Source organism: Mesorhizobium sp. M7A.F.Ca.CA.001.08.2.1 (genome assembly GCF_003998455.1).
GTDB classification, from domain to species: Bacteria; Pseudomonadota; Alphaproteobacteria; order Rhizobiales; family Rhizobiaceae; genus Mesorhizobium; species Mesorhizobium ciceri.
The window spans coordinates 1-11,478 of sequence record NZ_RZPW01000110.1; the positions used below are offsets into that span (position 1 = coordinate 1).

11 protein-coding genes and 3 pseudogenes are annotated in these 11,478 nt (G+C 62.8%); 7 read left to right on the forward strand and 7 right to left on the reverse strand.

The features are described from left to right. Positions 1-169: pseudogene (locus EN914_RS09475) on the forward strand (acetylglutamate kinase); the annotation flags it as partial. Between the two features lie 8 nt (positions 170-177). On the opposite strand, the pseudogene bchE reads toward EN914_RS09475, so the two are convergent. After that, positions 178-1,744: pseudogene (bchE, locus tag EN914_RS09480) on the reverse strand (magnesium-protoporphyrin IX monomethyl ester anaerobic oxidative cyclase). A gap of 116 nt (positions 1,745-1,860) precedes the next feature. Then, positions 1,861-2,337, reverse strand: coding sequence for an Lrp/AsnC family transcriptional regulator (locus tag EN914_RS09485; RefSeq protein WP_024502088.1), 477 nt, complete (start codon positions 2,335-2,337; stop codon positions 1,861-1,863). 136 nt (positions 2,338-2,473) lie between these two features. Here EN914_RS09485 and phhA point away from each other — a divergent pair, with 136 nt between their 5' ends. Beyond that, positions 2,474-3,310 carry a phenylalanine 4-monooxygenase gene (gene phhA, locus EN914_RS09490; protein WP_013528486.1) on the forward strand — a complete coding sequence of 279 codons (837 nt, stop codon included), beginning with the start codon at positions 2,474-2,476 and terminating at the stop codon, positions 3,308-3,310. 122 nt (positions 3,311-3,432) lie between these two features. On the opposite strand, the pseudogene EN914_RS09495 reads toward phhA, so the two are convergent. From EN914_RS09495 to EN914_RS09505, 3 genes and pseudogenes are all read right to left on the reverse strand, one after another. Next, positions 3,433-4,868, reverse strand: a pseudogene (locus EN914_RS09495) (GMC oxidoreductase). Then, complete coding sequence (locus EN914_RS09500) at positions 4,865-5,041, reverse strand: hypothetical protein (RefSeq protein ID WP_013528484.1); 177 nt, start codon at positions 5,039-5,041, stop codon at positions 4,865-4,867. The pseudogene EN914_RS09495 and the gene EN914_RS09500 overlap by 4 nt, the downstream one beginning before the upstream one ends. A 194-nt stretch (positions 5,042-5,235) precedes the next feature. After that, on the reverse strand, positions 5,236-5,997 hold the full coding sequence (locus EN914_RS09505; RefSeq protein ID WP_013528483.1) for a GGDEF domain-containing protein: 762 nt from the start codon (positions 5,995-5,997) through the stop codon (positions 5,236-5,238). Between the two features lie 160 nt (positions 5,998-6,157). Here EN914_RS09505 and EN914_RS09510 point away from each other — a divergent pair, with 160 nt between their 5' ends. Further along, positions 6,158-6,871, forward strand: a complete 714-nt coding sequence (locus EN914_RS09510) for a pyrimidine 5'-nucleotidase (protein WP_013528482.1) — start codon at positions 6,158-6,160, stop codon at positions 6,869-6,871. A 90-nt stretch (positions 6,872-6,961) separates the two neighbouring features. Here EN914_RS09510 and EN914_RS09515 read toward each other — a convergent pair whose 3' ends face one another. After that, positions 6,962-7,807, reverse strand: a complete 846-nt coding sequence (locus tag EN914_RS09515) for an LOG family protein (RefSeq protein ID WP_013528481.1) — start codon at positions 7,805-7,807, stop codon at positions 6,962-6,964. A 142-nt stretch (positions 7,808-7,949) separates the two neighbouring features. On the opposite strand from EN914_RS09515, the gene dapD reads away from it, so the two are divergent. The 4 genes from dapD to EN914_RS09535 all read left to right on the forward strand — a co-directional run bounded on the left by dapD (position 7,950) and on the right by EN914_RS09535 (position 10,396). Then, entirely contained in the window at positions 7,950-8,804 is an 855-nt protein-coding gene (gene dapD, locus EN914_RS09520; RefSeq protein WP_024502087.1) for a 2,3,4,5-tetrahydropyridine-2,6-dicarboxylate N-succinyltransferase, read from the forward strand. 72 nt (positions 8,805-8,876) lie between these two features. Further along, positions 8,877-9,239 carry a DUF805 domain-containing protein gene (locus EN914_RS09525; protein ID WP_013528479.1) on the forward strand — a complete coding sequence of 121 codons (363 nt, stop codon included), beginning with the start codon at positions 8,877-8,879 and terminating at the stop codon, positions 9,237-9,239. Then, entirely contained in the window at positions 9,232-9,609 is a 378-nt protein-coding gene (locus tag EN914_RS09530) for a DUF805 domain-containing protein (protein WP_024502086.1), read from the forward strand. Before EN914_RS09525 ends, EN914_RS09530 begins: the two co-directional genes overlap by 8 nt. Before the next feature lie 13 nt (positions 9,610-9,622). Then, a complete protein-coding gene (locus EN914_RS09535) occupies positions 9,623-10,396 on the forward strand; it encodes a hypothetical protein (protein WP_024502085.1) in 774 nt (257 codons plus the stop codon). Here EN914_RS09535 and EN914_RS09540 read toward each other — a convergent pair. Beyond that, the gene (locus tag EN914_RS09540) at positions 10,299-11,339 is read right to left on the reverse strand and encodes a 2-dehydropantoate 2-reductase (RefSeq protein WP_024502084.1); all 1,041 of its coding nucleotides are present in this window, start codon (positions 11,337-11,339) and stop codon (positions 10,299-10,301) included. The two genes, EN914_RS09535 and EN914_RS09540, sit on opposite strands and share 98 nt — an antisense overlap. Positions 11,340-11,478 lie beyond the last annotated feature (139 nt).

Below are 11,478 nucleotides of genomic sequence, written 5' to 3' on the forward strand. Positions count from 1 at the left end.
GATCAAGGACGGCACGGTCTCGGGCGGCATGATCCCCAAGGTCGAGACCTGCATCGAAGCGATCGAGCGCGGCGTCGAAGGCGTCGTCATCCTCAACGGCAAGACCCCGCATGCGGTGCTGCTGGAACTGTTCACCGAACATGGCGCCGGCACGCTGATCGTGCCCTGAGGGGCTCGTCAGCCGGCTAACTTTCTCGCCTCGGAATCTTCAATATTGTCGATGGTGGGAATGGCGGGCTTTCTGGCCGGGCGTCGAACGGACATCGATTCCTCCTCGGCGTCCTGCGGCGCGCCCCAGAATTCGGCCAGCGTCGGGCCGTCTTTCACCCTGATGTCGCGGACCAGAAAGCCCCAGACCTCGCGGAACCACACGCGGCGGCCCATCTGTGTGTACCAGCGCATCGAATGGCGCTGCTCGGGATCCTTGTGGAACAGGATGCGGGCCAGCGCCTTCGGCCGTGATTGCACCGCCAGCTCGATCAGCTTGACGCTGAAGAACAGCATCCACGGCTTCAGCCGCGTCATCTGCAGCACCTGGTGCTTGTAGTCCCACAGGCGCATCCTGCTGGATCACCTTGCGATCCCGCGCGATGCGGAAGAACGGCGTCCAGCGATGCGGCGTCACATAAAGCGCCTGGATCTGGTCGGGGTCGTAGGCGATGAGTTGGCGAAAGCCGCGCCACAGGTCGCGAAACCCTTCGTCCTCGAAGCCGGACACCCAGGTCGCCATAGACAGGATGCCGCTGAGACGCAGCAGCCTTATCGCCTCGCGATCGGATGAGGTGCTGCCGCCCTTGCGGATCAATTGAAGCGTCTGCTCGTCGGTGTTTTCCATGCCGAGCAGCCAGCGGATGACACCGGCCTTGCGGTAGAGATGCAGGATGTCGGCATCGCGCACGATGTCGTCGGCACGGGTCGAACCGACGATCAGCACCGGCACGTTCTCGGCGATCAGGGTATCGAGGAAGGCCCGCCAGGCTTTCTTCGAGACCGTCGGATTCTCGTCGGCAAGATTGATGAGCTCGACGCCATGTTGGCGATGCAGCCATGCGATCTCCCTGGCGAATTTCACCGGATCGCGATGCCGCCAGCGGGTCCAGAAGCCGCGCTGGCCGCAATAGTTGCACAGATGCGGACAGCCGCGCGAAAACTGCATGACCACGGCCCGCTTGCCGCCCCAGTAGCTGTAACTGGGATGGTCGATCAGTTCCCAGCCGACGCGGTAGGCGTCGAGGTCAGCAATGGTCATGGCCGCCTGTGTGGCGAAGGGGCGGCTGAGATCGTCGCGATAGGCGATGCCGGCCACGCTCGCCGGCGGCTGGCGCATCTCCAGCCCTTCGACCAGCGCCACCACCGTCGCTTCGCCCTCGCCGCGCACGATGAAGTCGAAGGCATCGGTAGCGGCCAGGATGTCGCGCCAATGATAGGTCGGGAAAACGCCGCCATAGATGATGATGGTCGCCGGCTCGCGCTCCTTGATCATGCGCGCGATCACCAAGGCGGTCGGGTGCGCCGAGGTCGAGCCGGAATGGCCGATCAGGACGAAGTCGGGGTGGTCCTCCAGTGCGCTGCGCACGACGTCATCGAGCGGCATCGGCCCGAACTCGGCGTCGACGAGGCGCACCTGATGGCCGGCATCGATCAGCGGCCCGCCGATCGCCAGCAGGCCGAGCGGCGGCAGGTGATCGTCGGGCACGCGGCTGCCGATGGCGGTGTGCGGCGGATTGATCAGGACGATTTTCATGGCGGACCTCCTGGCAGTTGGTCCGCACAAGCTGGCCGGCGATGTGGACACGCGCTTGGCCCGTTTCAGCAGTTTGCGTGCAGCTTTTCCTCAAGGAGTGCGAAGGGCAGGCATTGTCATCGCCTGAGATGCCCGAGCGGCACATGGCCCGGGCCCTTGATGTTCTGCAGCACCAACTGCGTGTGGACGTCGCGCACGCCGTCGAGCCGCATCAGCCGGTGCATGACGAAAGCGTTGAGCTCGTCGACCGACGGCACCATGACATGCAGCAGAAAGTCATGGTCGCCGGTCATCGTCCAGCACGAGGAAACCTCGTCCATGCGCTGCACGGCGGCGATGAAGCTTTCGGGCGAGCCGTCGCTGTGGCTGACGAGGCGCACCTGGATGAACACCTCGACCATCAGCCCGACAGCGCGGCGGCTGATCACGGCGGCAAATCCCTTGATGATGCCGGCCTCCTGCAGCGCCTCGAAGCGCCGCGCGCATGGTGTCGTCGACAGGCCGATCTCTTGCGCCAGCTCGGAAACCGGCTTGCGCCCGTCGCGCTGCAGGACATCAAGCATCTTGATCTCGAAATCATCGAATCGAGGCATTTCCACTCCTTCCTGGGAATTTATGAGTGAATATTATCCCGATTTCCGAATTCGAACCATCATCAAAACCGATTCGCCTCCGCAAACCCGCTTAACCTTCAACACGTCAGCCATTTGCTTTGCGAGGAGAAAAACCATGACGACGATGAGCGTTGCCGAATATGCCCGCGACTGCGCGGCGCAAGGATTGCGCGGCGACTACTCGGTCTGCCGTGCCGATTTCACCGTGTCGCAGGGTTACGATTACAGCGATGAAGAGCAGGCGGTGTGGCGCACGCTGTGCGACCGCCAGACCAGACTGACGCGCAAGCTCGCCCACCATTCCTACCTCGACGGCGTCGAAAAACTCGGCCTGCTCGACCGTATTCCCGACTTCGACGAGGTCAGCGCCAAGCTGCGCAAACTGACCGGTTGGGAGATCGTCGCGGTGCCGGGGCTCATTCCCGCGGCTCCGTTTTTCGACCATCTCGCCGATCGCCGCTTCCCGGTCACCAACTGGCTGCGGACCAGGCAGGAGCTCGACTACATTGTCGAGCCCGACATGTTCCATGATTTCTTCGGCCATGTGCCGGCGCTGTCGCAACCGGTGTTCGCCGATTTCATGCAGATGTATGGCGAGAAGGCCGGCGACATCATCGCGCTGGGTGGCGACGAGATGATTTCCCGGCTCTACTGGTACACGGCCGAATATGGCCTGATGCAGGAGGCCGGCCAGCCGCTGAAGGCCTTTGGCGCCGGCCTTATGTCGTCGTTTACTGAGCTGCAGTTCGCGGTCGAAGGCAAGGACGCCCACCACGTGCCCTTCGACCTGGAAACGGTGATGCGCACCGGCTACGAGATCGACAAGTTCCAGCGCGCCTATTTCGTGCTGCCGTCCTTCGACGCCTTGCGCGATGCCTTCCAGACCGCCGATTTCGCGGCAATCGTCGCCCGGCGCAAGGACCAGCCGGCGCTCGACCCGGCGACGCTCTAGAGCAATTCCAGGAAAAGTGTGAAACGGTTTTCCGTCCGGAATTGCGTCAAACAAAGAGTTAGAGCGGATCGCCGTTCCGTGAAACGGTGAACTGCCCTAGGCAGCATGCTGCCCTGCAGCCGTCAGGCGGTGACCACCTTGCTGAGATGGTCGCCCAGCCGGCAGGCCAGCGCGGTGATCGTCGTCGGTTGCATTGCCCCGACGTGCAGAACACCGAGGAGCCGCCGACATAGAGATTGTCCATGCCGTGCACCTTGCAGTTGGCGTCGACCACGCTCTTGCTGATGTCGGTGCCCATGCGCGTGCCGCCCATATGGTGATGGCCCGCCGTCTCGTCGTTGGTCGGATAGTCCTGACCATTGCTGATCCAGTCGGCAATGCGCACGCGGCCGAGATTCTTCTCGATCAGCGTTGCGCCGAACAGTCTGAGCCCTTCGAGAAGGGTGCGATGTTCCAGTTCGGATTTCTTCCAGTGCAGTTCGATGCGCGGCACGCCGGCATGGTCGACATCGGTCTTCGACAACTCGATCTGGTTGGAGGCCAGCGGCGCCTGTTCCCAGGCGACGTAGAGCTGGGCCGCGCAGCGCAGTCGCTGACTGAGCTGGTAGGACATCCATTCCGCCATGCTGGGCGCCGTGCAGGCGAGGTCGGCGATAAGGCTCTTGACCCCGGGATACGGCGTCTCGATCAGCCGGATGCCGAAATTCATGATCTGCAGCCGCTCCATGGCGGCGAGTGTCGGCGAGAAGAAGGCCTCGTTGACGGCGTCGACCTCGAACGCGTTATAGTCGGCCAGGATGGCGTTGCCGCCCTCGAAGGTCGGATGCTCCATCCAGTAGCGGCCAAGCGCAGTTGCATTCGGCACGACGCCGCCGTTCGAGCGCTGGTTGGACCACAGAAGCAGCCGCGAATTCTCCAGCCCACCGGTGCAGACGATGAAATAGTCAGCGCTGAACGAGCCCGCATCCTGTCCGTGCGACCACAGCCTGGCGCCAGTCACGCGTCTGCCGTCGCCGGCAAGTTCGGTGGCACAAGTGTTGAGCACCACCGCGATGTTCGTGGCCTTGTCGAGTTCATCGCCGAACTTCTCGGCGAAGCGCACGGCCGGGCTCTTGATCAGCTGCACCCAGCGAATGTCGTCCGAGATCGGCATATCGGGCCGGAGGGCCGGAAGGTCGAGAATATCGCGCACTTCCGGCAGATAGGGTTCGATGTCGGTGCGGGCGATCGGCCAGCCCGTATCGGGTACCCAGGCCTTCGGCTCGAAATCCTGCTTGTCGAGCACGCGGCACCAGCCTGCCCAGTGGTTGGAACTGCCCCCCATGAACCGCAGCCGGGTGATGTCGAGATCGAAATAGAAATCCCCGACCGTGCTGCCCCGGTAAAAGTCCTGCGAGTCGTCGCTGAATTCGCGCGGACCGGCCTCCATCACCACCACCGGAATGCCGGCCGCGCCAAGCTTGCGGGCAATGGTCATGCCGGCCGGACCGGAGCCGAGGATGCAGACCTTCGGGGTGAAGTTCGCAGCGCGATACGCCTCGTAGCTGTCGAAGATCATGCCAGGTCGCTCCGCTTCAGGATCCAGCCACCGACCTCGACGATCTCGTTCGGGTCGGGCTTTGGACCGGCGGCATCGGCATCAGGCAGCTTGCGGAACAAAGACAGGGCAGGCAATGCGATCAACGCCTGCACGAGCGCGCGGCGTGACATTTTCTTGATGATGAAACTCATGGCTGGTCTCTCGGCTGGGCTTCGTCACTGCATGGCGTTCCCAGAACGGCAATTCCCGGAACGACACATGCATCACCGTGGAAGCCAGTATCGTGCCAAGTCTGGCCGCAAAGCAGTGAAAACCCGGCTAAGCGGTACAACCGAGTGCAAACAAGGTTAGAGTTTTCTTAACAGGCCGGTTGCGGCAGATCGGATCACGCCGCCTCGGAAATGCCGGTGTCGATGATCGTCAGGTTACGGCCCTGGTGCTTGGCCTGGTAGAGGCGTCGGTCGGCGGCGCGCATCAACTCCGACACGCTGGCTTCCTCGCCGCAGACAGTACCGCCGATGCTGACCGTGAGCGGAATGGTCCGCTCGTCGACGGGCCGGAAGCGGATCAGCTCGACTTCGCGGCGAATGCGCTCGGCGACGCGCTTGGCCTCCTGCTCGGTGGCGCCAACCAGAAAGGCGCCAAATTCCTCGCCGCCGATGCGGCCGAGCACATCGCCGCTGCGCACGCCGCGCTGAATCGCGCTGGCGATCAAAAGCAGCGCGTCATCGCCGGTCAGGTGGCCGAAATTGTCGTTGATGGTCTTGAAGTGGTCGGCATCGATGATCAGCAGCGCGCCGCGATCGGACTTGCGGCGCGAACCGTCGAGCGCCGCAAAGAAGCTTTCCCGGTTGAGCATGCCGGTCATGTCGTCGCGGCTCGCCTTTTCCGCCAGGCGGCGATGCGCGGCGGCGAGTTGGGCATGGGCTCGGGCGAGATCGCGATGCGCGTTTTTCAGCCTGTCGCTTTGCCAGAAAGTGCTTGCGCTGGCGGCCCACGCCAGCACCAGCGGACAGAGCGTGGAGGTCAGCCAGATCGTCCGGTTGACCGGAAATCCCATGGCCGGAACGATGATCAGGGTCAGCAGGAGAGAGGCCGCGACTGAGGCGAAAGCAACGGCGGCGGATCTCAGAATTATGCTGTTCATCGCTTGCTCCCACAAGACTGCCTCTCTGCCAGCAAGCCCTGAAGGCCACCTTTCCCAGATGCCTAAAATTTGAATCGTGAGACGATTTACGCAACCTCAACGAGCAGAAGTTGTGGATAAAGTCGCTTTCGGAATGCGCGTTTCATGCCATAAGGAGCCCATGACCACGCTCCCTGACCCCGCCCGCTTCGCCCATGTCACCGACTGGGTCTTCGATCTCGACAACACGCTCTATCCGCACCATTCGAATCTGTTCTCGCAGATCGACGTCAAGATGACCGCCTATGTCGGCGAACTGTTGGCATTGCCGCGCGACGATGCGCGCAAGTTGCAGAAGGAGCTCTACCGCGAATATGGCACGACGCTGAACGGCCTGATGACACGCCACGGCATCGACCCCGACGATTTCCTCGAGAAGGTCCACGACATCGACTATTCATGGCTGGTGCCCGATCCCGTTCTCGGCACCGCCATCCGCCAGCTTCCCGGCCGCAAGTTCATCTTCACCAACGGCGACCGCAGGCACGCCGAGCGCACCGCGCGCCAGCTCGGCATCCTCGACCATTTCGACGACATCTTCGACATCGTCGCTGCGGGGCTCAATCCCAAGCCGGCGCGCCAGACCTACGAGAAGTTCGCCGAACTCCACGCCGTCACCGGCCACAATGCGGTGATGTTCGAGGATCTTGCCCGTAACCTTTCGGTGCCGAAGTCGCTCGGCATGACCACGGTGCTCATCGTGCCGCGCAATTTCGAGCCGACCTTTTCCGAAATCTGGGAGCGCGACCCGGCCAATGAGGATGATGTCGATTTCGTCACCGACGATCTGGCGGGGTTTCTGACGGCGATTGTGGAGAGGGGCGAGGGGAAATGAAGAAATGATGAAATGACGAATTGGGGATCGATCCGAACGCAGAGCCGCTTCAATTCTTCACTTCCCCAATTCCCCAATTCCCCAATTCCCCTACTCTCCTAACTTATAGAACCGGCTGATAATCCCCCACGCCTCATCCGCGGTGTCGACGAAGTCGATGATGTCCTGATCACCGGGGCTGATCGTGCCCTGCTCGGCGAGGAAATCGAGATCGATCGCCCGCTTCCAGAAGGATTTGCCGAACAGGATCACCGGCACGCGCTCCATGCGCCCTGTCTGGATCAGGGTCAGCGTCTCGAAGAATTCGTCCATCGTGCCGAAGCCGCCCGGAAACACCGCGACCGCCTTGGCGCGCATGACGAAATGCATCTTGCGGATAGCGAAATAATGGAAGTTGAAGCAGAGCTCCGGCGTCACATAGATGTTCGGCGCCTGCTCGTGCGGCAAGACGATGTTGAGGCCTATCGACGGCGCGCCGACATCGTCGGCGCCGCGGTTTCCCGCTTCCATCACGCCCGGCCCGCCGCCGGTCACCACGACATATTCGCGGTAATAGGAGGTAGCCGATTGCTGCGAGCAGAGGCGGGCGAATTTGCGCGCTTCCTCGTAGTATTTGCTGTTCTCTTCGAGGTTCTTCTTCTGCGTCTCGTTCTTGGCCGCCCAGGCCTCGCCGCCGGGTTCCGGCAGGCGCGCACCGCCGAACAGGATCACCGTCGAGCGGATGCCGCGTTCGGCTAGGATCATTTCCGGTTTCAGGAGTTCGAGTTGCAGCCTGACCGCGCGCAACTCGCGCCGCGTCATGAAGTCGGGATCGTTCCAGGCGAGCCGGTAGGTTTCGGCACGCGTCTGCGGCGTGTCAGGCACGCTCTTCGACCGCTCCAGATCCTCGTCCGAATGCGGCAGCGGCGTCCACCCCGCCTTTTCCATAGGAGTCATAACTACCCGTCCAATTCCCTTAACTGCGCCGTCCCGTGACGCACACGCGATTGACCCCCATTAAGCCTTAACATAGGGTCCGCGCGACTTTCAAAACAGGTTAAGGCTCAGCCCCTTAACAGCTTGGTAATGGAGCGAATTCATGTCGAAGCCCGATCTGGCGAGCCTCGAAAAGAGCATCGAGAAGGCCTTCGAGGAACGCGATGCGATTTCGACTGCGACGCGCGGCGAAACGCGCGATGCCATCCAGTCGGCGCTTGACCTGCTCGACCGCGGCGCCGTCCGCGTCGCCGAGCGGCAGGCCGACGGCAAGTGGCATGTCAACCAGTGGCTGAAGAAGGCCGTGCTTTTGTCCTTCCGGCTCAACCCGATGGAGATCATCAAGGGTGGTCCCGGCGAAGCGACGTGGTGGGACAAGGTGCCGTCGAAGTTCGATGGCTGGGGCGCTGTCGATTTCGAAAAGGAGGGCTTTCGCGCCGTGCCGGGGTCGATCGTGCGTCGCTCGGCCTATATCGCGCCGGGCGCCGTGCTGATGCCGTCCTTCGTCAATGTCGGCGCCTACGTCGATACAGGCACCATGATCGACACCTGGGTCGGGGTAGGCTCCTGTGCCCAGATCGGCAAGAACGTGCATCTTTCCGGCGGCGTCGGCATCGGCGGCGTGCTGGAGCCGATGCAGGCAGGTCCGACCATCATCGAGGACAATTGCTTCATCGGCGCGCGCTCGGAAGTGGTCGAGGGCTGCATCGTGCGCGAAGGCTCGGTGCTCGGCATGGGCGTCTTCATCGGCCAGTCGACCAAGATCGTCGACCGCGCCACCGGCGAGATTTTCTACGGCGAAGTGCCGCCGAATTCCGTCGTCGTCGCCGGAGCGATGCCGGGCAAGCCCTTTCCGAACGGCGAGCCGGGTCCGAGCCTCTACTGCGCCGTCATCGTCAAGCGCGTCGACGCCAAAACCAGGTCCAAGACCTCGATCAACGAATTGCTGCGCGATTGATCTTTGCGCAAAGCGGGCGCACCTTCCGCCGGCGCGACAATCGGTCGCGCGGGTTCATCATGGAGGGGTGACATGGACTGGAAGTATCTGCTCACAAGTTTTGACGGTCGCATCAACCGTGGCAAGTTCTGGGCCGCGATTGGCGTTTTCATCGTCATTGGCATCGTTGCCTTTATTCTCGATGCGATCCTCGGTACACGCATCACCACGGCCAGTGGCGCCCAGATCGGCATCATCGGCATTCTCATCGCTCTGGCCTCGATCTATTTCGCACTCGCAGTCTACGCCAAGCGCTGGCATGATCGCGGCAAGTCGGGCTGGTGGAGCCTGATCATGCTGGTGCCATTGATCGGCCCGATCTGGTTTCTGGTGGAATGCGGCATTCTCGAAGGCGCCAGGGGCGCCAATCAATATGGACCGGACCCGCTTGCCTGACAGATCAGATCTCACCTGGCTTTTCTTCAAAACCTCGGGCCGCGTCAGTCGCGCGGCCTATTTTCTTGGCGGGTTGCTCGTCGCCATCATCCAGGCCTTCCCGCTCTACCGCTTCACGCTGGTGCCGGAAGGTTCGGCCGAGAGCAACATGTGGTCGTTCATCTTCTTCGTCGCCTTCATCGCCTCGCTGTGGTCGAACATTGCCCTGGCGGTCAAGCGGCTGCACGATTTGGACAAGCCGGGCATTGCGGCGCTGATCTTGTTCGTGCCGGTGGTCTCGATCGTGGCCTTCCTTGTGTTGTGCCTGTTTCCGGGGCAGCCTGGACCCAACCGCTACGGCCGGCGCACCAACGAGCCAGCACAACCCTGAGGTTCGATCGGACATGCGCTACCGTACGCTTGATCCGAAACTGATCATCGAGACCGCAGAACGGCTGGAGACGCGCGTTGCGGAGCGTTTCCCCGATGCCGGCCTGCGCGGCGTTGCCGCCGAACTGGTCTCGCTGTCGCGCGACCTGGCACAGGGCGCCAAGGCCCTGGAAGCGCCGATCTGGTGGCTGCGCGGCCTCATCGTCGCCGCTGTCGTTGCCGGCGCACTGATGTTCATCTTCGTCGGCACCGTCCTGCCATTCGACCGCATTTCCAAACCGGGTGATGCCGTCCAGTCGGTGCAAGGCATCGAAGCTTCGCTCAACATGTTCATCCTCGCCATTGTCGGATTTCTCGCCTTGATCCGCTCTGAGGAGCGCATCAAGCGCAAGCAGGTCTTTCGCCAGCTGCATGGCCTGCGCTCGCTGATCCACGTCATCGACATGCACCAGCTGACCAAGGATCCGGCGGCGCTGTCGGCCGATTTCAAGCCGACGTCGCATTCGCCCGCCCGCATCACCAATGCCGCCGACCTGGCGCGTTACCTCGACTATTGCTCCGAAATGCTGTCGATCACCGGCAAGATCGCCGCATTGTTCGCGCAGTCGGTCAATGACGACGTGGTCATCGACGGCGTCAACGATATCGAGAACCTGGCGTCCAACCTGTCGCGGAAAATCTGGCAGAAGATCACGTTGATCGACGGCCGGCCGGTGCAACAATCTGCTCCGGCGCCAGGCCCGGCGAGCCAAGCCGCTCCGCTTCCGCTGCGCGCACCAAGGCGATGATCCGCTGAACCGTCGGCACGGGCGTGCCGGCCTTCCCCGCCAGCCGCAAGATGGCACCTTGCAAGTCGTCGATCTCCGTCGGCCGGCCGCGCTGAAGATCGTCCCACATCGACGAGCGCGCCTGCGGGTCGATCGCCAGCATGCGCCGCGCCAAGAGCTTGAACAGCCAGTCCGGCAGCCTGAGCACTTTCGGCAGCAGCGCCGGCCGCAGGCCGGCGATCCGCGCCGGCTCGATGCCGGACGCTTTCAGCGCCGTCAGCGCCTCGTCGATCTGGCTGGCCAGGATCAGCCGCCAGCGTCGGTCGGCCAGTTCGGTTGCCAGCGGCAGGCCGGAAAGCGCCACCAGCGCGTTGTTCAGATTCATCAGCAGCTTACCCCACAGCACCGCCTTCATGTCGCCATGCGCTTCAACCGCAAACCCTTCGACGCCAAGCAGGCCGACCAGGCCGGCATCGCCATCCTCGACCATCACCTTGCCGTCGCTGGCGCGGTGCACGCGCAGCGGCAGCTCGCCGTCCGGCGACTGCACCACATTGAACGGCACCATGCCGGCCAGCACCGTTCGCCGGCCAAGTCCGGCACGCAGTCTGTCGGCATTGTCGACACCGTTCTGCAGGCTGATCACCACGGCGTCGGGCCGGGCATGAGCTTTGATAAGATCCGCCATGTCCTGAGTGGCGCCGCTCTTGACCGTGACCAGGATCACGTCCGCCTGCGGCAGGGTGGCGGCCGGATCGGTGGTGACGGCAAGCGCCTCCGGCTTGATCGAGCGATCGCGGCCCTGGAGGTCGCTGACCCGCAATCCACCCTGCCGCAACGCTGCCTCGATGCGCGGCCGGGCCAGCAGAATGACCTTTCGGCCGGCCAGCGTCAGGCAGCCGCCGGCATAGCAGCCAATGCTGCCGGCACCGGCTATGACGATCCGTTTGTCCTTGTCTGCCATCCTGTCGCCCGCGCCGGGTCGCAACTATACGACATGAAAACCATAATATCGGCGGTATCGCCAGCCATGAGGCTGGCCCCTATGTCTGGCCGTGACAGGCCCTGCGCTTTCGACTATCGCTTTTGCCATGACGCTGCCC